The sequence below is a fragment of the Sphingomonas sp. GW822-FHT03G08 genome, assembly GCF_058801135.1.
In genome coordinates this window covers 883,129-903,893 of the sequence record NZ_JBXAMZ010000002.1, presented here as the reverse complement: position 1 = coordinate 903,893, position 20,765 = coordinate 883,129, and the positions used below count along the sequence as shown (strand labels likewise).

At 66.4% G+C, this 20,765-nt stretch carries 13 protein-coding genes; 2 read left to right on the top strand and 11 right to left on the bottom strand.

What is annotated here, in order from left to right; all coding sequences use genetic code 11:
• Positions 1 to 3 precede the first annotated feature (3 nt).
• The 4 genes from AC1RJ5_RS21385 to AC1RJ5_RS21370 all read right to left on the bottom strand — a co-directional run bounded on the left by AC1RJ5_RS21385 (position 4) and on the right by AC1RJ5_RS21370 (position 8,047).
• Positions 4 to 1,827, bottom strand: a complete 1,824-nt coding sequence (locus tag AC1RJ5_RS21385; RefSeq protein ID WP_493115595.1) for a beta-L-arabinofuranosidase domain-containing protein — start codon at positions 1,825 to 1,827, stop codon at positions 4 to 6.
• 141 nt (positions 1,828 to 1,968) lie between these two features.
• Positions 1,969 to 2,730 carry a FadR/GntR family transcriptional regulator gene (locus tag AC1RJ5_RS21380; protein ID WP_493115593.1) on the bottom strand — a complete coding sequence of 254 codons (762 nt, stop codon included), beginning with the start codon at positions 2,728 to 2,730 and terminating at the stop codon, positions 1,969 to 1,971.
• Between the two features lie 95 nt (positions 2,731 to 2,825).
• On the bottom strand, positions 2,826 to 3,869 hold the full coding sequence (locus tag AC1RJ5_RS21375) for an aldo/keto reductase (protein WP_493115591.1): 1,044 nt from the start codon (positions 3,867 to 3,869) through the stop codon (positions 2,826 to 2,828).
• A 128-nt stretch (positions 3,870 to 3,997) separates the two neighbouring features.
• On the bottom strand, positions 3,998 to 8,047 hold the full coding sequence (locus tag AC1RJ5_RS21370) for a glycosyl hydrolase (protein WP_493115589.1): 4,050 nt from the start codon (positions 8,045 to 8,047) through the stop codon (positions 3,998 to 4,000).
• A gap of 144 nt (positions 8,048 to 8,191) precedes the next feature.
• On the opposite strand from AC1RJ5_RS21370, the gene AC1RJ5_RS21365 reads away from it, so the two are divergent.
• Entirely contained in the window at positions 8,192 to 10,270 is a 2,079-nt protein-coding gene (locus tag AC1RJ5_RS21365) for a beta-galactosidase (protein ID WP_493115587.1), read from the top strand.
• The gene (locus AC1RJ5_RS21360) at positions 10,267 to 11,469 is read left to right on the top strand and encodes an SGNH/GDSL hydrolase family protein (RefSeq protein ID WP_493115585.1); all 1,203 of its coding nucleotides are present in this window, start codon (positions 10,267 to 10,269) and stop codon (positions 11,467 to 11,469) included. The genes AC1RJ5_RS21365 and AC1RJ5_RS21360 overlap by 4 nt, the downstream gene beginning before the upstream one ends.
• Positions 11,470 to 11,553: 84 nt before the next feature.
• Here AC1RJ5_RS21360 and AC1RJ5_RS21355 read toward each other — a convergent pair whose 3' ends face one another.
• The 7 genes from AC1RJ5_RS21355 to AC1RJ5_RS21325 form a co-directional block, all read right to left on the bottom strand.
• Entirely contained in the window at positions 11,554 to 13,764 is a 2,211-nt protein-coding gene (locus AC1RJ5_RS21355; protein WP_493115583.1) for a hypothetical protein, read from the bottom strand.
• Positions 13,765 to 13,826: 62 nt separating this feature from the next.
• On the bottom strand, positions 13,827 to 15,452 hold the full coding sequence (locus AC1RJ5_RS21350; RefSeq protein ID WP_493115581.1) for an alpha-L-fucosidase: 1,626 nt from the start codon (positions 15,450 to 15,452) through the stop codon (positions 13,827 to 13,829).
• The gene (locus tag AC1RJ5_RS21345) at positions 15,449 to 15,901 is read right to left on the bottom strand and encodes a hypothetical protein (protein ID WP_342251363.1); all 453 of its coding nucleotides are present in this window, start codon (positions 15,899 to 15,901) and stop codon (positions 15,449 to 15,451) included. Before AC1RJ5_RS21345 ends, AC1RJ5_RS21350 begins: the two co-directional genes overlap by 4 nt.
• A 19-nt stretch (positions 15,902 to 15,920) precedes the next feature.
• Positions 15,921 to 17,702 carry a DUF5060 domain-containing protein gene (locus tag AC1RJ5_RS21340; protein ID WP_493115579.1) on the bottom strand — a complete coding sequence of 594 codons (1,782 nt, stop codon included), beginning with the start codon at positions 17,700 to 17,702 and terminating at the stop codon, positions 15,921 to 15,923.
• Between the two features lie 203 nt (positions 17,703 to 17,905).
• Positions 17,906 to 18,958 carry a glycoside hydrolase family protein gene (locus AC1RJ5_RS21335; protein WP_269575982.1) on the bottom strand — a complete coding sequence of 351 codons (1,053 nt, stop codon included), beginning with the start codon at positions 18,956 to 18,958 and terminating at the stop codon, positions 17,906 to 17,908.
• Positions 18,959 to 18,972: 14 nt separating this feature from the next.
• On the bottom strand, positions 18,973 to 19,695 hold the full coding sequence (locus AC1RJ5_RS21330; protein WP_269575983.1) for an SDR family oxidoreductase: 723 nt from the start codon (positions 19,693 to 19,695) through the stop codon (positions 18,973 to 18,975).
• Positions 19,696 to 19,706: 11 nt separating this feature from the next.
• Entirely contained in the window at positions 19,707 to 20,759 is a 1,053-nt protein-coding gene (locus AC1RJ5_RS21325; protein WP_269575984.1) for a Gfo/Idh/MocA family protein, read from the bottom strand.
• Positions 20,760 to 20,765: the final 6 nt, after the last annotated feature.

Sequence of the window (20,765 nt, the reverse complement as noted above, 5' to 3'; positions counted from 1 at the left end):
CGATCAGGCCGTCTTGAAATAGGTGGTCGAACGCTCGGTATCGACGTTGAAATAGGGGATGAAGACGAGGTTCCGGCCATCCACCTTCACGCGGTAGGCCTGGTCCTGGTCGGGCATCGCCTCCAGCGCGCCGGGCAGCGCGATGGCCTGCTGGTCGATGCCGTCCCACGGGTTAATCCCGGCATACATCACCGCACCGCGCATCACGGCGGCGAGGTTGGGGTTCTGATCGTCGATCGGCAGCGTGCGCAGCGGCTGCGGGATGGTCAGCTCGACCACATCGCCCGCCTTCCATGTCCGCTTGACCACCGCGAGCGTGCCCGGCGTCGCGGCCTGGGCTACGCCGTTGACCTTGAGCGTCGCGCCCTTGGTCCAGGCCGGGATGCGCAGCTTCATCGCGAAGCGGCCATTGCCGGCCTTGCGCACCTTGAGCTTCACCGTGTCGCGCGCCGGATACTCGGTCTCCTGCACCACCTCGACCGTGCCGCCGGCGCGATCCCAGCTGACTTCGGACGGCGCGTACATGTTGACCAGCAGGCTGTCGTCGTCATGGAAATAGAGGTTCAGCACATAGTCCGCCACGCCCTGCACCAGCGTGCCCGAGCAGCACGGCCATTTCTGGTGATAGTAGCGCTTCTCGCCCGCCGCGCCGTAGTCCGAATAATAGGGATAGCCGCCGTCGCTGTCGGGCAGGCGGACGGCCAGCATCGTGTTGTACAGCGTCCGCTCCAGCCCGTCGCCATAGCGCGCGTCGCCGGTGAAGCGCATCAGGTAGCGCGCCAGCTTGAGGTCGGCAAAGGCGCCGCACGGCGTCTCGAAATGCGCCTTGGAGCTCTTCAGGCTCGCGGCGAGCTTGCCCTGGTGGAGGTGCACGAACTGCTCCTCCGGCCCCCAGCCGCCCGAGGCGAAGCGCTGCGGCTCCATGAACTTCCAGGCATTTTCCAGCGCCTTGCGATACTTGTCGTCGCCCAGGTGCAGATAGGCCTGCGCGCCCGAGCTCAGCGCGATCGTGTGGCTATAGGCATGCTTCTCCGGCAGCACGTCCTGCCCGGCCGCGAGCGGATCGAACCATTCCTTGTCGAGCAGATAGTGCACCGCCATGTCGCGATACTTCTGGTCGCCGGTGATGTCGGCGACGTGGAACAGGTTCTCCGACATGATATAGGTTTCGTCATACGGCGGGTTCACCTTGCCGATGCGATCCCGCGAGACCGGCGAGATATAGGGCCGGCACTTCTCGATGATGATCGGCAGCAGCTTCTTCGCCTGCTCGACGCCCGACAGCCGGTACGCGTCGATCATGCCGACGACGTACTTGTCCATCACATAGGCGGCCCACTGGTCCTGCGCCTTGGGACCGGCATAGGGGTTGCTGCCCTTGACGAACGCCTCGCCGAACCCCTGGACGAGGGCTGCGACCTTGGCGTGGATGTCCTTGTCGCCGGTGGTGGCGCCAAGCCGGGCGAGGCCCGAGATATACTGGCCGATCGTCAGCCCGGGGACGAAGCCATCCTTGTCGTACCAGCCGCCCATGTTCGGGCCCGGCGCCGGCAGCCCGGCATTCTCGCGGAACACCTTGAGCACCCGGTCATTGTCGAGCGCCAGGTAATGCGACTGGATATGGTCGTATTGCTGCTTGATCCGCCCGCCGGTCAGCCGGACTTTGCCATAGGCGAACTCGTGCACGGCTTCCTTGCCGCCCGCCACCGCGGCGGCGGCCGCCAGCGCTGCGGGGCTCGCGATCGTCGTGCCGGCAGCGGCAGTCGCGCACGCAGCGCAATGGACGAACTCGCGACGCGAAATTCCGGCCTTTTCGAAGCCCTTCATAGCGATCCTCTCACATGGAATCGGCTACCCTTACGCGGCGCGCCGATCGTTATCGCTAGGCTTATAATAATACTAATCAGAGGCGCAAGGCCGGACAAACTTTGTAACGCAAATCCTCCACCAGGGGGAAGAATTGCGGAATCAATCCTTGCCGCGCTTCTTCCGCGCCCCACCGCTGCCCGCCCGCTCGAGCCGCGCGAAGCCGTGCCCGATGATATCCCGCATCGCCTGCGCCGCGCCTTCGCCGTCGCGTGCCTCGATCGCATCGACGATCCGGCTGTGCCCCTTCACGCTCTCCTCATGCACTTCCGCCTCGCGCACCGGCGAGCTCATCCGGAACGAAGCGAGCAGCGCGGTCTCGATCACCGCGGAGAGCGAGCGCATCAGCACATTGCCCGAAGCCTGGCCCACTGCCTTGTGGAACTCTAGGTCGGCGGTGGCGAACTCGCCCGCATCGCCCGGCGCATCGCCCATCCGCGCCACACAGTCGCGCATCAGTGCGATGTCCGCCTCGGTCGCCTGCTCGGCCGCCGCCTGCGCCGCCGCCGGCTCGATCGCCAGCCGGATCGCGGCGAGATCGCGCACGAACGCCATGTCGAAGCCCTGCGACACCTTCCAGGTCAGCACATCGGCGTCGAAGAAATTCCAGTGCGCGCTGTCGAGCACGGTGGTGCCAACCCGCGTCCGCGACACGATCAGCCCCTTGGCGGTCAGCGTCTTGAACGCCTCGCGCAGCACGGTGCGCGACACGCCGAAGCGCGCCAGCATCTCGGCCTCGGAGGGCAGCTTCGCGCCGGGCGGATAGACGCCGGCCAGGATCTCGCCCCCCAGCGCCCGCGCCACCTGATCGTGGCTCGACAGCGCTGTCTCTGCAAAACGGCTGAAGTTCGGGCGGGCCAGCATTTTCAAGGTTCTCCAGGGGACCGGAATAGCCGGCCAGTCCACTTCCTTACAGTTATAATAGTATTTGTGGCCAGCCCCTCGTCGCGGTTCCGGTGCTATCTCCCCCGCCCGGAAAGCGCCGCCTCCAGCGGTCCGTCGGCGGCGTTGCGCCAATGCCAGTGCGGGTAGAGCTCGGCCGGCGCGGTCAGCGCATCGAGCCGCGCCACAACGTCATCGGGCAGCACCAGTTGCGCCGCTCCCAGATTGTCGGCCAGCTGCTCGGGCCGCGACGCCCCCAGGATCACGCTGTCCACCGACTTGGCGAGCAACCAGGCCAGCGACACCTGCGCCACGCTCGCCCCCAGCTCCCCCGCGATCGCGCGCAGTTCGTCGACCAGCGCGAAGCCCAGCTCCCGGTCGAACGGCATGTATCCGGTCGCCGCCAGCCGATCCTCCGCCCCGCCCGGCCGGTCGCGATCATATTTGCCCGACAGGAAGCCGCCCGCCAGCGGGCTCCACGCGGTAACCCCGATCCCGTAGCGCCCCCGCATCATCATCAGGTCGCGCTCGATGTCGCGGCCGAGCAGCGAATAATACATCTGCCCGTGCGTGAACGGCGCCCAGCCATTGGCCCGCTGCAGCTCGAGCGCGGCGGCGACCTTCCAGGCCGACCAGTTGGAGAAGCCGAGATAGCGCGCCTTGCCCGCGCGGACGACCGCGTCGAGCGCCTCCAGCGTCTCCTCCAGCGGTGTGCGCACATCCTCGTTGTGCGCGATATAGACGTCCACCCAGTCCGTCCCGAGCCGCCTCAGGCTCTGGTCGATCGCCCAGCCGATGTGCCGCCGGGTCAGCCCCGCCTGCACCAGCGGCGCGCCCATCCGCCCCATCACCTTGGTCGCGATCACCACGCCGTCGCGATGCGGCGCCAGCGCCTTGCCCAGCACTTCCTCGGACTGGCCGCCCGCATAGATGTCGGCGGTGTCGAAGAAGTTGATCCCGGCATCGAGCGCCTGGCCGACCAGCGCATCGGCATCCGCCCCGCGCACCTTGGCAAGGCCCTGCATCGGATCGTCCCGGGTCAGCGTCAGCGCGCCGAACGCAAGCCGCGAGACGACCAGCCCGCTATTGCCGAGCAAGGTGTATTGCATGGCCTCAGGCATCCATCGTCATCCCGCTCCTTCGCTTCCCCGGCGAACGCCGGGGCCCAGGGTTACTCTGCCGTCTCGCTTGTGACCCTGGGCCCCGGCGTTCGCCGGGGAACAGCTGCCACACCCAAGGTTGATGCCACCTAGCGCTCCCGCTTCACCGAAACCTCCTGCGCGAACACCAGCCGCACCGGCCCGAGCAGCCCGGAATCGAGCAGCGGCTCGTCCGCCGAATAGAAGGTCCAGGGCGTGAAACCCACCCGTCCACCCGCCGGCTTGGCTTCGCCGGCCTTGTACCAGTCGGGCAGCGCGGTGATCTTGCGCGCCATCACTGGCACCTTCCTGCCGTCCGCCGCCACCTTCTCGCCGATCTGCCATTCGGCATCGACGAACTTGCCTTCCTCGGGCAGCGCCGCATCGGCGATCATCCGGTTGGCCCAGAGATTGGTCACGGCGAACGAGACGCTGTTCGCCCCCGGCTTCACCACATCGGTGATATCGACGCGGTACGGCTCCTTCCATACCACGCCGAGATCCTTGCCGTTCACGGTCACGCCCGACAGCACCTCGACCCGGCCCAGATCGAGATAGACCCGCCGCCCCTTGCCCAGCGCGCTCGCCGGTACGTCGATATTGCGCTGATAGGTCGCGGTCCCCGAGAAATGCCGCACCCCGTCATCGGCATGATGGCTAAGCGATTCCAGCTTCGGCAAAACCACGCTCTCGGGCGCCCCGCGCCCGGGCTGGAAGCGCACCGTCCACGGCCCCGCCACCGTCACCGGCTCGGGCACCTTGGCGGTGAAGCCGCTGCCACCCTCCAGCGTATAGCGCCCGCTCGCCCAGGCGAGGCCACGCAGCCCGCCCGTGTCGTCGCGCTCCACCGTCACCGGCGTCGCCGCGATCGGCGCCACCGGCGGATCGCCCGCCGCTTCGGCAGCGATCTCGTCCGCGCTCAGCGCCCGCGCCACCGTCTTGAGCGGCGTCGAATTGCCCTCGAAGAAATAGCTCACGCCCAGCGGCTGCGGCGCGTCGCTGCCGCCCGCGAACACCCGCCGCCCGCTGCGCAGCCCGGTGCGCACCAGCTTGCCGTTCAGATAGAGGCTCGGTGTGCCCCGATCATAGACCAAAGCGACATGCGTCCAGCCGGAAACCGGCACCCGGCTTACCAGCACCGCCGGCACGCTGTCCGGGCTCGACCGCTCGATCACCATCGCGCCGTTGCGGCCGATCGCCAGCCCGGCAATCGCACTGCCCTCGCCGTGCAGGTCACGCCCCGATCGCGCGTTGATGAGGTAGTTCTTGCCGGTCTCGTTGATCCGCCCCTCGGTCTTCTCGTCGGGCAGCACGCGCAGGTCGATGTCCGGCTTGGCCCAGAGCGACAGCGTGAAGCTGCCCTCCGGCGCCGCCGCCCGTACCGCGACCGGCGGATCGAGTTCCGCCACCCGCTTGCCGTCCCGCGCGATCCAGCCGGCCCGCGCCTCGCCCTTGTCGGGGTCGAGCATCACAAAGGTCGATCCGGCCGGCGACAGGTCGAACGTCACCTTCGTCTCCGCCGCATCGCTCGCGAACAGCACCGGCCGCGAGACCGTCCCCGTCTCGGCATCCCAAAGCGACGGCACGGCACTGCCGACCCGGAAGCTGCACGTCACCGTCTCGGCGCGGCGCTGGCGATTGGCGACGAAATACATCTCGCTGCCCGCCAGCTTGCGGTGCAGCCACGCCACCTGCCCGTCGGGCGTCCGCGTCTCGCACCGGGCGTCAGGCCCGACCTTGAGCGCGTCCATCGCCTCGAGCACGCTGCCCTTGGGGAACACCATTCCCGCGCCGACCTTATGCGGCGCATCCCCGCCGCCCCACAGCGCCTCGGTCGCCGCGCGGAAATCCGCGTCGCCCGTCATCGTCATCGAATGGACCGGCCGCGGCCCGAGGATCACCGCACCCTGCTCGACCAGCGCATGCAGCTTGCTCGCCAGCTGCGGCGTCATGCTCGAAAGCGTCGCGGGCAGCACCAGCAGCCGATAGTCCGCGCCGTTCGCCAGCACGATCCGCCCGTCCTTCACGCGCGCCCGGGTCAGCAGCACCTCGGCATTGACCAGGTCATATTGATAGCCCGGCGGGATATGCGGCTCGAAATACTGCCCGATCTTCGGGTTGCTGTCCGGCGACACATCGGGCCGCGCATATTCGGCCTGATAGGGCGTTTCCTCCCCGGTGAAGAACAGCACATCGGCAACGTAATTGCCCTGGCGCAGCAGATACTGGCTGCGCGCCAGATACTGCATCCACGGCTTGGCCTGGGCGAACCAGGTGTTCGACCGGTCGAGGTTGATCCCCCACGGCCCCATCACCATCCCCGGCGCCGCCTTGGGATTGGGCTGATGCGCATAGCGATGGAAGATGATCTGGTTGAGCCCCAGCGCGAACATCTGGTCGCCCAGCGCCTTCATCGCATAGGGATAATCCTGCCAGCGGCTGGTCTGCGCCTCGCCGGTGAAGCTCTCCGCCGCGATCACCGGCTTGCCGTACACATGCGCCGCCGACGTCACCATCTTCATCGATCGGTTGTCGGTCCAGGGCGTGCGCGTCCAGAACTCGCTGCTCGGCACCTCCGTCCGCCCCGACACCTGCAGCGTGTCGAACGCGCCGGGGCCGTACGGCTCGGCATAGAAATGCAGGCCGATCGCGTTGGCATGGCTCTGCATCCGGCCGTAATAATTGTCCGCCATCAGGTCCGAGAGCGTGTCGCGGAAATCGAACAGGAAGCGGTCGGACTGGTCGGCATCGCCGACGATCCGCCCGGTCAGCGCCGGCAGCCAGGGCGTGATCGCATAGCCCTTCTGCCTGGCGAAGAACTGCGGCAGCTTCGCCGTCCAGTTCTGCAGCCCGGCTTCGTAGCTGTCGATCATCAGCATGTCGAAGGTCTTGCCGAGATACCCGCCCGAAGCCTCGGCCAGCTTGCCGACGCTGCTCTGGAACTGGAAATCCACCGCATCGGGATCGAGCTTGTCGACCTCGAGGCCCCGCCCGGCATCCGATGCCGCGACGTTCAGATGCGCGGTGCTGGTGTGCCCCAGCCGCAGCACCGTCCAGCGCCCCGCCGGCGGCGTCCAGCGCAGCGTGCCGCTGGCATCGAGCTTGCCGGTGAGGTCGATCACCTTCGCCGGATCGATCGCATCGGCCTTGCGCAGATCGCTCGGGTGCGGCTCCACGGCGGGCGAGGCACGGAACAGATGCTCGCCCTTCAAATCCCAGCCATCGATGCGCGGCGTCGCATGGAACAGCGCCTCGGTGAGCTTCAGCCGCCCCTTCGGCGTGACGCGGAACCAGCTGGCAGTGACCGGTGCGAAGTTGATCGTGCCGGGCGCCTCGATCCCGCGCTCATGCTGCGCCGGCGCGCTGACCTGGCCGATGCGCGTCCAGCTCTTCCCGTCACTTGAGACTTCGATGCTTGCACTGAACGGCCCGGCATGCGCGTCGCTGTACAGAGTCACCGCCTGCGCGGTGAAGGGCGACTTCATCCTTATGGTCAGCGGCGCATCGGGGGTTGCATCCGTGCCCGTGTTCAAGTCCCGGTCGGTCAGCACGGCCGAGGGGACCGGGCTCGCCGTCCGCATCTCGGCGACTGCATCGCGGTACAGGCTGTCGTCGCCCGCGCTCGCCGGAAAGGCGATCAGCGCGGCGTCGCGATAATAGCCAAGCTTCGTATAGGGTTGCGCCAGCTTCACCGTGATCGGCTTGCCACCCGCCACGGTCGTCTCGGTCCAGACGAGCTGCTGCATCGATCGCTCGGGGGTGATCCAGGGCCCGCCCGAGGACGACCAGCCCGGCGCGTTGTGCAGCCCCACCTTCATGCCAAGCTGCTCGGCTTTCGCCATCATGTGCGTCATCAGTCCCAGCCACTGTGGACTGAGATAGTCGACCGGCCCCTTGGGCACATCGCTGCTCCCGTCGAACGCCATCACGCTGCCGATGCCGATTTCCCGCATCGCGCCAAGATCGGCGTCCAGACCGTCTGCTGAGACGTTCCCATTCATCCAGTGATAGAAAGTCCCGGGCCGCACCTCGGCCGGCGGATCGCGGAACGCCTCGGGGCTGGGCCGGTCGGCTGCCGGTTGCGGCACCTCCTGCGCCATCGCTCCCGCCGCCGGAATCACCAGCGCGCACCTCGCCAGCCACCGTCCGATGCCCGCCATATCTCTCCCTCTTCGGCTATTCTTTTGCCGTAACCTAGCAGGTCAAAACATCATATAAAACGATAAATAAGGCTTGGCCTCCGGGTCATCTCGCGGCATCACCTTTGCAACCAAAAGCGTATGAAACGACAAGGGAGAGAGAGGATGGCCCGTTGGGCAGGATGGGCAGTGCTGGCATTGGCCCTGAGCACCACCGCCCCGGCGGCTTTGGCGCGGGCAGGCAGCCTCGACCGCGCCACTGCCTTTGCCGACAAGCCGGCCATCGCGGTCGGCGTCGCCTGGTATCCCGAGCAATGGCCGGAAGCGCGCTGGGACGTCGATCTCGCGCTGATGAAAGCCACTGGATTCAACACGGTACGCGTCGGCGAGTTCGCCTGGAGCCGGATGGAGCCGGAGGAAGGCAAGTTCGATTTCGCCTGGCTCGACCGCGCGATCGCGGCGGCGAAGAAGCACGGCATGATGGTAGTGATCGGTACCCCCACCGCCGCCCCGCCCGCCTGGCTCACCCAGAAATATCCCGAGGTGCTGCGGGTCGACGAGAACGGCACCCGCGCCGGCCATGGCGGCCGCCGCCACTTCTCCTTCGCCAGCGCCCGCTACCGCGACTTCTCCCGCCGCATCGCGGTCGAGATGGCCAGGCGCTACGGCAAGGATCCCGCGGTAGTCGGCTGGCAGATCGACAACGAAGTCGGCCCGCCCTCGTTCGATCCCGAATCGGTAACTGCCTGGCACGCCTTCCTGCAGAAGCGCTACGGCAGCATCGACGAGCTAAACCGCCGCTGGACCACCGAATATTGGAGCCAGCATTACAACGACTTCGGCCAGATCCCGCTGCGAGCCACCGGCCAGCAGAACCCGGGCTTGCTGCTCGATTTCAAGCACTTCACCACCGCGACCTGGACCGACTATGTCCAGAACCAGGTCCGTGCGATCCGCCCGCTGATCGATCCCCGCGCCTTCGTCACCACCAACACGATGTTCTGGAATGCGGGCTTCGATCACTTCGCGATGCACCGCGATCTCGATATCGCCTCCTGGGACAATTACATCCAGGAAGGCCGCCCCGATTGGGTGGCGAACGGCGCCAATCACGATCTCGTCCGCGGCTACAAGCAGCGCAATTTCTGGCTGATGGAAACCCAGCCCGGCCGCGTCGACTGGGCGCCGGTCAACCGCGCCCTCGACCCCGGCCAGGTCCGCGAAATGGCATGGCAGGCGGTAGCGCACGGCGCCGATGCCGTCCTCTACTGGCAGTGGCGACCGGCCGCCAACGGCCAGGAGACCTATCACGGCGCGGTGCTGGGGCAGGACGGCAAGCCCAACCCGATCCAGCCCGAGATCGCCCGCACCGCCGCCGATCTCGTCGCCGCCGCGCCCCTGCTCGCCGACACCGCCCCCGCCGCCGGGGTCGCGATGCTCTTCTCCTATGACAGCCGCTGGGCGATCGATATCCAGCGCCATCACAAGGACTTCGACGCCATAAGGGCGTTCACCGACTTCTACCGCCCGCTGCGCACCCAGGCGCAGGGCGTGCATGTCGTCGCGCCTGAAGCCGACCTCGCCCGCTACAAGCTGGTGGTCGCCCCCAATTTGATGGTCCTCACCGAAGCACAGGCCAAGGCGCTGGAAACCTATGTCCGCGGCGGCGGCAACCTCGTGCTCGGCCCGCGCTCGGGCATGCGCGACGATGCCAATGCGCTCTGGCCGCAGAAGCAGCCCGGACCGCTCGCCGGGCTGCTTGGCGCTGAAATCGCCCAATATTATGCGCTGGACGAAAGTATCGGCGTGACCGGTGCTGTCGCGGGCAAGGCGACGATCTGGGCCGAAGACATCACCCCGCTGGCCAAGGACGTGCAGGTTCGCGCGACCTATGCCGACAAGGGCGGCTGGCTCGACGGCAAGCCCGCGATCGTCACCCGCAAGGTCGGCAAGGGCAGCATCACCTATGTCGGCGCCTGGCTTGATCCGGCGACGATGCAGCAGCTCGCCACCAGCCTGCTCGCCGATGCGAAAGTGAGTCCGGTAATCCCCGGCGCCGACCCCGATCTCGAGATCGCCGTCCGCGCCGGTGGCGGCAAGCGCGTGCTGATCGCGATCAACCACGGCAAGCAGGCCCGTCCGCTCACCGTACCCGCCGGTGCGAAGCCCGTGGGCGGCGACTGGACGAACGGCCAGGTTGCCGCGCACGGCATCGCCTGGTTCACGCTGGGAGAGGCCAAATGATCAAGCCGCTGACGCTCTCGCTCGCCGCCCTGCTCCTCGCCGGCGCGGCAAGCGGCCCCTATCGCTGGGTACCCGCCTGGTCCGGCCCGCCGATCGGCTATGAGCCCGACACGCGCGACGGCAAGGCGCTCGGCCGCCCGTTCAAGGCCGAGACGGTCCGCCAGGAGCTGCGCGCAGGCATTGCCGGCAAGACGCTGCGTGTCCGCCTCAGCAACGAGCTTGCCGACGAGGCGCTCCGCATCGGTGGCGCCTCGATCCTCCGTCTCGACGCCGAGGGCAAACCGGTGCCCGGCAGCCTGCGCACGCTGACTTTTGGCGCCGCGCGGGATGTTCGCATCCCCGCCCGTGCCCCGATGCTCTCCGATCCGCTCGCCTATCCGGTGGCCGCCGGCGAGCGGCTGGCGGTCTCGCTCTACTTCCCCGGCGAAGTGGCGCCGCCCACCCATGCCCAGATGGTCGACATCGCCAGCGGCGACGCCAGCGCCGAACTCACGCTTCCCAGCCCCCGCCGCGCCCGCGCCTCGGGCGTGGTCAGCGCGCTGGAGCTGTCCGGCACTGCGGCAACCAAGGTGCTGGTAACCTTCGGCGATTCGATCACCGAAGGCGCCGGCGCCTCCAAGGCGATGAGCTGGCCCGACCAGCTCGGCCGGATGCTGCCCGCCAATCCGCAGGGCCGCTGCTGGGCGGTCGCCAATGCCGGGATCAGCGGCAATCGCCTGCTGAGCCAGGGTCGCGGCCCCGGCGCGCTCGCCCGCTTCGATCGCGATGTGCTGTCGGTCCCGGGCGCCACCCATGTCGTGATCCTCGAGGGCATCAACGACATCGGCACGGTCAGGAACCCGGGCAAGGACTGGCAGCCCCCCGCCGCCAGCCTGATCGCCGCCTATGAGCAGTTGCTGACGCGAGCCAAGGCACGGGGCCTCAAGGTGATCTTCGGCACCCTGCTGCCCTATCAGGGCGCCGCCTATGCCGATGCGGCGGGCGAGCAGCGCCGCCAAGCGGCCAATGCCTGGATCCGCGCCAATGCAGGGCGTTTCGACGGCCTGATCGACTTCGACAAGGCGATGGACGAGCCCGGCCAGCCGGGCACGATGCGCCTCGCCGAGCAGATCGGCGATCATCTCCACCCCAACGATGCGGGTTATACCCGCATGGCGAAGACCGCCCTGCCCCAGATCCTGAAGCAGGGCTGCCGGTAACTGGGGTGTATCGATATTCAACACTTAGGTTCCCCGGCTTTCGCCGGGGAGCTAAAGGGTGCCGAAACTACATAATACCGATGCCTAGCGCTCGACGCGGATCAGATAACTGGTCGTTGCCGGCGCGCCCACGCGGATCTCCCAACCCGGCTCGATCATCTTGCCGGAGATCTCCTTGCCGATCGGACGCGCCGCCCCGTCCAGCGGCTGGGCAAAGACACCAATCGCGCCTTCCAGATCCTTGAGCTGGATCCAGCCGGTCACCGGCTCGATCAGCGTAGGCGCGGTACCCCAGTTGGTCAGCATCGCCCGGCGCTCATCCCAGGTGGCGCCGGTGTTCTGGGTCGTGCTCGTCGTGGTGAGCAGCAGCCGGTTCGACAGGTTGATCGGCTTGCCGTCGAGCGACGACAGGGTGATCGTCGCGAAGCGGTTGGCGATCTCGGCCGAGAGGTTGCGCGTCTGCACCTTCGGGTTCTCGCGCACGAAGCCGACCAGCGCCTGGCTGCGCGCCGTATCGACACTGACGATGCCGTCCTTGCCGTCCGAGGTCTTCCAGCTGAGCTCCTTCGTATCCGAGACGATCGGGTTCGCAGGCGGCAGCGGCGCGGGCAGGCTCGGCTTGCAATCAAGGCACGAGACGCGCGAGCCGTGCACCAGCGGGATCATCTTGTCGAAGCCCGGCGTGTAATAGGGCATCTCGGCCCGCGGCAGGCGCGAGGCCTCGCTGATCTGGTCGGTCGAATAGGACCGCGTCAGCACCGTCTTCGCCGCCGAAACGTCGCCGCGCAGGAAGATCATCGCCCCCGCCGGCATCTGCGCCATCTTCACCGGGTCCAGCGTCATGTCGAAATGGTCGGCGATCGCCGGCTTCCACTCGCCGCTGATCTTGGTCTCGAAGGTGTAGAAGAAGATGCCATCCCAGTCCTGCAGCGCCGCATAGGAGGCGAGGATCGGGATCATCTCCGATCCATATTCGCTCGGGAACGGGTGATTGACCTCGCTGACCGTGAACGGCTTGCCGACAGCGGTGCTGCGCGCCAGCTTCTGGATGATCGACAATTCCGGACTGTTCACCATCGGCTCGTTGCGCCGCCCATAGATCGCCGGGTGCTGCCAATAGACATGCGCATCGACGATATCGCCCTTGAGCGCGGTGCGCATCAGCGGCTGGTTGGCGATGAAGTAGGTGTGGTCCGCCATCGGTACGACCGGCGACTTCACGCCCAGCTCGTCCTTCAGGAAGTGCTTCATGTCGGCGTGGAAGTCGATCTCGACCTGGGTCAGGAACGCCAGCTCGGCGTCGAGGCGCAGGCGCGGCGCATCCGGATGGTCACCGCGCCGCATGAACGGCACCGGCTTGTCCGCCATCACGCCCGCCATGCGGTGCAGCTCGGCGACCTGCGCCGGCGTGCGGTTCTTCGCCAGCCACGCATTGTACTTGTCGACCAGCAGCGCCTGGTAATGCGGCGTCATGTCGAGCTGGTAGTTGGCCCCGCCCTTCACCCGCTCGCCGCGCAGCCAGTTGCGCATCCAGAATTCGAGCACCGAATTCTCGTTGACCACTTCGACGGTCATCACCGCCGGATCATCGGCATAGCGCAGCCCGGTATATTGGTTGGTGTGGCCGAGCAGCTGCTTCGCATATTCCTTCTGCAGCGCGACCAGCTCGGGCCCGAAATAGGTGAAGGCCTTGGCGTTGTTGATCAGATCGACATCGGGCACCCCGTCACCGGGCTTGAAGACGCGGCCGACATTCAGGTTGAAGTTGACGTAGATGCCGTTCTTCTTGAGCTGCGCGAACCAGTAATCGAGCCGCTCCATCCGCTCGGGATTGATCTCGCGGCTGTTGTTCACATCGCCGCGGATCAGGCCGCGCGGGCCGTGCGTGACCGGCCCGTTCGTACCCTCGTTGCGCATCTGGTCCGGCGTGTCGGGCCGGTCGAGGAAGTGCATGCGGACGCAGTTCACCCCCAGCCGCGCCAGCGCATTGGCATAGGTTTCGGCATCCTTGTGCGACGGGATCTCCTCGCCGCCGATCGTCCAGCCGGTCAGGTTAACGCCCCAGCAGCGGAAGCGCTTGCCGTCGCCGCGATAGAGGTGGCCGTCGCGCGCCTGGATGAAGCCGTATTTGCCCGCCGGCCCATCGAGCAGGAAACGGGCATCGGCACCGGAATCGACCCGGGCCTCATGGTCCACCGGGAAGGGCTGCATCGGAATGTCCTGCGCCGAGGCAGGTGCAGAGAGCGCCGTCCCCGCAAGCGCGGCGGCGGTGAACAGGCAAGCGAACCGCTTCATGATATCTTCCCCTGAGTGTCGGCCGGCCGGTGCACCTGGCCCGGCCGTGCCTTTTCGTTGATTCAGCGCGTGCGGATGCGGAGGGCGTAGGGATAGGCCCCGTCGCCAACCGCCGGCAGCGTGATGCGCAGCCCCTTGGGGGTCTGCTCCCATTCGACCTTGCCGCCGTCGAGCAGCGCGATGCTCTTGATCGGCGCCGTCAGATAGGGCGTGCCGGCATAGAGCGTCTTGATCAGCACCGCGCCGTCCTTCGGCCGCTCGAGCCCCAGCGCGTAGAGATTGTCGCCCTTGGTGGTGAAGCGGATGTCGGCGGGCGTGTAGCCCTTCACCGCCGATTCCTCGACCTGGCCGCCCACGCGCACCTGACCCGACTTGGTCGGCCCCTCACCGAAGAACTGGAACGGGCGCGTGCCGTAGATCGCTTCGCCGTTCACCTTGAGCCAGCCGCCCATGCCCTGTAGCACCTGGGCGATCTCGTCGGGGATCGTCCCATCGGCCTTGGGGCCGACATTGAGCAGCAGATTGCCGTTCTTGCTGACGATGTCGATCAGGTCGGAGATCAGCGACTGCGCCGTGCGGTAACTGTCGTTCCTGGCATAGCCCCAGCTATGGACGCTCACCGAGGTATCGGACTGCCAGGGCGTCAGCTTGAGCGCGTCGGTCTTGCCGCGCTCCATGTCGAACAGCGCGCTGCCCTCGGCGAACTGCCCGCCCTTGTACGCGATGATGCCCTGCTGACCCCAGCCCGCCGAGCGGTTGTAATAATAGGCTGCGGTATCGCGCATCAGCGGTTCGAAGCTGGGCGCCGCGGTCCACCAGTCGAAATAGATCAGCTCCGGCTTGTACTTGTCGACCAGCTCCGAGGTGCGCGCCATCCAGTCATTGAGGAACGCCTTGTTGGGCGGCATCCAGGTCTGCAGCTGGCCACCATCGGGCCAACTCTCGGGCCTGTCGGCCGGCAGGCCCATCGGCGCCGCCGGCCCGTACAGGCCGTCATTCTTCGGATCGTTCACGTCGGAATCGAAGGTGCGGCCCATATAGTACCACCACCAATGCTCGGCGCGATGCGAGGACAGGCCGAAATGCAGGCCCGCCGCACGCGCGGCCTTGGCAATCTCGCCGGTGGTGTCGCGCTTCGGCCCCATCTTGGAGGCATCCCATTCGGTGAAGTCCGACGCGTACATCGCGAAGCCGTCGCAATGCTCGGCGACCGGCACGACATATCTGGCTCCGGCGTCCTGGAAGAGCTTCATCCAGGCGGTGGGGTCGAACTTCTCCGCCTTGAACTGCGGAATGAAGTCCTTGTAGCCGAACTTGGACTGGGGGCCGTAGGTCTCGACATGATGCTTGTACGCAGCGTTGCCGGGCACATACATGTTGCGCGAATACCATTCATTGGCGAACGCCGGGACCGAGTACGGCCCCCAATGGATGAAGATGCCGAACTTGGCATCGCGGAACCATTCGGGCGTGCGATACTTGCCACGCAGCGCGTCCCAGTCCGACTTGAACGGCCCCTTCGCGATCCCCGCCTTGACCTGCTTCAGCTTGGCATCGACCTTGGCTTCATAGCCCGGCACCTGTGCCGCCGCCGGCACGGCCAGCGCCAGCGCGGCCATCGCCACCGACGCGCCAAAAATGCGCTTGCCCGATATCATCCTGGTCTTCTCCATGATCCTGGTGCTCACCGCTTCCACGCGGTGATGCGAACTTCCGCGCCTTCGTCGACTGCTGTGGCGGTACCGAAGGCGATGATGCCGACGCCTTCGATACGCACCCGGTTGTCCAGGTCATCGCGGCCTTCATTGCCCTTGGAGCTGGTCAGCGAAACGATCCGCGACTGGATCGGGATCACCTTCCCGCCGACGATGATCCGGTCGAACGCGAAGTCGAGGATGGCGTGATCGGCGCGCACCACCTTGCCCTCGATCACCGCCCCGCGCAGCTCGCGCGGATCGATCAGCATACCGGTGATCGGGTCGCCGGGCTTGCTGGCGGTGCTGCTGATGGAGGTGTTCATCTTGACGAGCATGCTGCTGTTCATCGGCGACACGACCTCCGCGCCGCCGCCGCCTTCCTGCGCGAGGGCAGCGGGCGAGAGCAGCAGGGCTACGAGCGTGAGTAGAAGCTTGTTCATGGCTTGATCCTCTCTGCGCTCAGCGCGTGCCAGTCTTGCGGACGAGCACGGTCCAGTCGCCGGCGGCACCTTTCGGTGCGGTGCCGAGCGTGACGGCGGCCCCACCCAGGACGGTCCGCACGCTGCCGTTCTGCAACGCGCCGCCGGTCCGCGGATTGTACCATTTGACTTCGAACGGCCCCGTCGCCGCCGACAGATCCAGCGTGGTCGTGCCGCCCTCTGGCAGATAGACCGCATAGACCGCGCCCGGCTTGGCCAGGACATAGTCGTCGGTCGCCGGGGTCAGCGCATCGGCATGCTTCATCTCGGTCACCGGCAGATAGTTGCTGACGAAATCATGCGCGTGGCGGATCAGGTCGAACAGCTGATCGCGGCTGCGGAAGTCCTCCATGTTCAGATCACCGATCGGATCGGTGAAGAAGAACATCGTCCCGGTGCCGCCGGCCATGTAATGGCCCCAGATCGCCAGCTTGCGGACCTTGTCGTGGCCCGGATCCTCGATGTCGGTGCGCACGCCCGGGTTCATCTCGATCAGCTGGACCAGCCACGGATGTCCGGCAGCCGCCGACTTGTCGAGCCACTTGATCGTCTCGGCATGGGTGTTCTCGGGATCGTGCTGGAGCGCGGTCGCATCGAAGTTCTTGAAGCCGAGCAGCCGACCATAGGTCTTGTCGTCGGCGATCATCTCCGCCTTCCACTGGACATACTGGATCGGGTGCTTCCAGGGATCGATCGCCTTGATGTAGTTGGAGATTTCCTCGATGTCCCGCGTCGTGAAATAGCGGAACCGGTCCATCTCCTCATCGAGATCCCAGATCACCCCGCGATGATGCGCGAAGCGCGCGATCAGCTCGCGATAATAGATCCGCCGCTCCACCCCGAGCTTGCCGAGCGTCTGCTCGCCTTCCTCTTCCTGGGTGATGAGCATGACCTGCATGCCCAGCCGGTCCATGTGCGAGAACACGATCTCCCACTGGGCCAGCTTCGACACGTCATAGCGGGTATGCGCGTCGTAGGAGATCCATGGATTGATATCCATGGCGTCGCCGTAGTTGTTCATCGTCAGCGTGTAGAAGGAGTTCATCCCCTTCGACGCGAGATAGTTGAGCGCGCCGATGATGCCCTTGCCCTTGCCGCCCTGCCAGGTCGGGTCGCCGGCCTTCCAGTCGCGGACGTGCGGGTCGTAATGGTGGAGCTGGTCCTCGGCCGCGAAGCCCTTCGCCCCCCGATAGTCCTTGGTGTTGTCGAACTGGTAATAGGCGAGGAAATTCTCCGGGCTCTGCGATCCCGCCATCACGAAGTATTTCCCGCTGCCGGAATAGCGCAGGAAATGCTGGCCGACATATTGCAGCATGCCGTTGTCGAGCTTGTTGCGGCCCGATTTGTCCGCCGCCGCAATCTGGAGCGTACCCTTCTCGCCATCGATCGAGACCCCAGTGCCGGCGCCCGGATCCTGGCTCGCCGCCACGTCCTTGCCGGTGCGGAACGACACCCGATAGCTCCAGATACCGGCCTCGTCCGGCACGAAATGGACGCGCCAGATGCTGCCTTCGCTCGCGCTGGTTTCGGCGGCATTGCCGTCCGCGGCGAAATAGCCGGGCACGACATAGGTCTTGCTGCCGTTGGTGAAGGTGACGTTCAGCCGATAGTCGCTGAAGGGGTTGGGATCGGCGGTCTCGCTCGTCTTCGGTCCGTTGAAGCTGAGCCGGACATCGCGCCATTGCTGGAGCTTGCCCTCGATCGTCGCCGCCGAAGCTGCAACACCGCCGCCAATGCCGACCAGCACGGCGACGAGTTTCAAGCAGACAAGCAGCGGCCTCCACCGCCGTTGGGCGTGTGCCATCATCCCTCTCCCTGTTTGCGCGGCAACCCCGCGTCAGAGCGCTCCTCGGCACCCGCTCTTCACTGGGCGCCGGCTCCTACGCAACCGCATCAATAATATTCTAATATGATTATTCAGCGAAGCTATTTCTGCAGTTTTGCCGAGTCAAATATTTTGATCGCTCACCAGGGCTTCGAGCGCGCCACTGCGAGCCCGCGCACGTCGTTCGGCCATTTTCCGCTCACCGCGCAGTAGAAATGGTAGAGCGCGCCGTCGTGGTGGATCACCGCCGGCTTGTGCGCGAATTTCTCGTCGATCGAGCCGGGGGGCCCGACATCGATCAGCACCTCGTCCGCCTTGGTGAACCGGGTCGGGCTGTCGCCGAACGCGAACAGGTCGCGCGCATAGCCGTCCTTGGCGAGGCCGAAATAGAACATGCCCCATTGCCCGCGGTGCGAGACGACGACGGGGTCGCTCGCGAAGCGGAAGTCGGGCGCGCCCTCAGCCCCGTTGCGGATCAAGGGACTGGCGGGATGCCGTGCCCAGCTCTTGAGATCCTTCGAGATCGCAAGGCCCGTCTGCTCCTTCCAGGGGCGACCGGTGGTCTTGGCGTTGTAATAGAGGTGAAAGGTGTCGCCGATCTTGACCAGATAGGGCTTGTAGAGCCCGCCGCGCTCCCATTCCGCACCGTCCTCGGCACGCAGGATCACGGGCCCGCGCTCCCAGTGGAACAGGTCGTCGCTCCAGGCGAGCCCGATCACGGCCGCCCCTTCCTCATAGCCCGCATTGGGATAGGCATGCCACGCAGCGACATAACGCCCACCCACCTTGACCAGCCGCGCTGGCGATTGCAGCTCGTTCTCCCGCAGGATCGAGGCGCAGGCGATGTTGAACCGGGTGATCGGATCGCTCGGGTCGCGGGCCAGGATCACCCCCTTGCGGGTCCAGTCGACCAGGTTGGTCGATTCACAGATGCCGGTCTGGTAGCCGGTGCCGTCGAAGCCGACATAGGTCAGGTAGAATTTGCCGTTGGCGGAAAAGACGAACGGGCAATCGACCGCCTTCTCGTCGAAGCTGCCGGGAATGCCCGACCCGCCGAGGATCAGCTTGGGATATTTGTAGGACGTCCGATAGGGCGCCAGACGATCGGGCGCCGCGCTCGCGGATCCCGGCAGCAGCATCGTCCCCACCGCACCTGCCCCGGCGCCCAGCACACTCCGTCGATCGATCGTCATCACCCTGCCTCCGCTCAGATCGTCCAGCCGCCATCGATGATCTGCACCTGCCCGCTCGTGTAGGTCGCGCCCGCCAGATAGACGACGAGGTCGGCGATCTCCTCCGGCGTGCCGATCCGCCCGATCGGCTGGCGCGCGACGAAGGCGGCGCGTGTGCCTTCATAGTCGCCGCCCGCGCCCAGGCGCTCCTGCAGCGACGGGGTATCGACCGTACCAGGGCAGATCGCGGTGACGCGGATGTTCTGGCCGACGAAATCGGCGGCAATCGAGCGGGTGAGCCCGACCACCGCCGCCTTGGTGACCGAATAGGCAAAGCGGTTCGGCACGCCCTTCACGCTCGAGGCTACCGACGACATGTTGATGATCGCCCCGCCCCCGCGCGCAGCCATGCCGGGGATGACCGCCTTGCAGGTGTGCACCATCGCCATCACGTTGAGCCGCCAGGCGAAGTCGAGATCGGCGTCGCTGGTCTCGAGCACCGTGCCGCCGTGGACGACGCCGGCGCAGTTGAACAGGATATCGATCGTCTCATCAGCCAGCGCAGCCACCGCGGCAGGATCGAGCACGTCGAGCCGCCGCGTCTCGACGCGGTCGCTGGCAAGTCCTTCCAGCCGCACTTCGTCGATATCGGTCGCGATCACCCGCGCGCCAGCAGCGGCAAGGGCGAGCACCGAGGCGCGACCGATGCCCTGGGCGGCGGCGGTCACGAGTGCGGTCTTTCCGGTAAGGTCGGTCACAATAGGGTCCTTCAGGGTCTGGGAATGGACATGCCGGACTGGTCGCCCGAGCGATAAGCGGCCTCGACGAGCGCCATGGTGCGCCACGCGTCTTCGACATGGGTGGAAAGCACCGTGTCCTCTCCCGCGGCGAAGCGCTGGAGATTGGCCATCGGGCCGATGAATGCGTCGGGGAACCAGGCGCCGGTCAGCGGCACCTGCTCCCAGTCCCGCCGCCGATCGGTCAACCAGAGCGCGTCAGGTTCGCCGGCCGGATAGTCGAGCAGCACGCCCAGCGTGGCGATCGCCGCGCCTTCCAGGCCCTCCACCCGGAAGCTCGCATCCTGGAAGCGGCGGCCGAAATCATGCTGGTGGTTGATCGACAACAGGCAGCGCAATGTCGGGCCGTAATCGAGGATCATCGAGGTCCGCGTATCGGCAAGCTCGCCCGAGGGATGATCGAAGCTGCGCGCGAACACGCTTTCCGGCTCGCCGACGAGCGCGCGGATCGCGTCGAGATAGTGGATCGAGTGGCTGACGATCTCGACCCGCTTGTTGCTCCGCAGATGCGGGAACAGGTGCCAGGGGGTGGCGAGGTTTATGCGGACTTCGATTTCCGTCAGCGTGCCCAGCCGGCCCTGTCGTACCGCATCCCGTATCGCCAGCATCATCGCCGAATAGCGGAGCTGGAAATTTACCGAGGCGACCAGGCCGCGCTTGCGGCAGGTGTCCCGGATTGCCGTTGCGGCCTGCAAATCGAGGCCCATCGGCTTTTGCAGAAGTACCGTCGCGCCATAGGGGAGGGATTCGAGAATCTCTCCGTGCGCCACCGGCGGGGCGGCTATATCGAAGACCGCATCCGCCTTTGCCGCCTCTTCCAGCGAGGCGAACACGCGGGGCACGCCCCACTCGGCCGCCAGCGCCTCGGCACGCCCGCGATCCACATCGTAGAGCCCGGCCACCGGGAAACCGGCCTTGAGATAGGCAGGGAGATGCGCGTCCGCAACGATCCCCCCGGTGCCGAGGATGACGATCGGACGCGGGGCCGAGGGCATCGGCCAGCTTTGCTGGAGCTTGTGGTTCATGGGAGC

Excerpts from the sequence above, each read along its gene's own strand:
- AC1RJ5_RS21380 (WP_493115593.1), bottom strand. The coding sequence starts at position 2,730 with ATGCTGGCCCGCCCGAACTTCAGCCGTTTTGCAGAGACAGCGCTGTCG.
- AC1RJ5_RS21335 (WP_269575982.1), bottom strand. The coding sequence starts at position 18,958 with ATGACGATCGATCGACGGAGTGTGCTGGGCGCCGGGGCAGGTGCGGTG.
- AC1RJ5_RS21365 (WP_493115587.1), top strand. The coding sequence starts at position 8,192 with ATGGCCCGTTGGGCAGGATGGGCAGTGCTGGCATTGGCCCTGAGCACC.
- AC1RJ5_RS21355 (WP_493115583.1), bottom strand. The coding sequence starts at position 13,764 with ATGAAGCGGTTCGCTTGCCTGTTCACCGCCGCCGCGCTTGCGGGGACG.
- AC1RJ5_RS21360 (WP_493115585.1), top strand. The coding sequence starts at position 10,267 with ATGATCAAGCCGCTGACGCTCTCGCTCGCCGCCCTGCTCCTCGCCGGC.
- AC1RJ5_RS21325 (WP_269575984.1), bottom strand. The coding sequence starts at position 20,759 with ATGAACCACAAGCTCCAGCAAAGCTGGCCGATGCCCTCGGCCCCGCGT.
- AC1RJ5_RS21385 (WP_493115595.1), bottom strand. The coding sequence starts at position 1,827 with ATGAAGGGCTTCGAAAAGGCCGGAATTTCGCGTCGCGAGTTCGTCCAT.
- AC1RJ5_RS21345 (WP_342251363.1), bottom strand. The coding sequence starts at position 15,901 with ATGAACAAGCTTCTACTCACGCTCGTAGCCCTGCTGCTCTCGCCCGCT.
- AC1RJ5_RS21370 (WP_493115589.1), bottom strand. The coding sequence starts at position 8,047 with ATGGCGGGCATCGGACGGTGGCTGGCGAGGTGCGCGCTGGTGATTCCG.
- AC1RJ5_RS21375 (WP_493115591.1), bottom strand. The coding sequence starts at position 3,869 with ATGCCTGAGGCCATGCAATACACCTTGCTCGGCAATAGCGGGCTGGTC.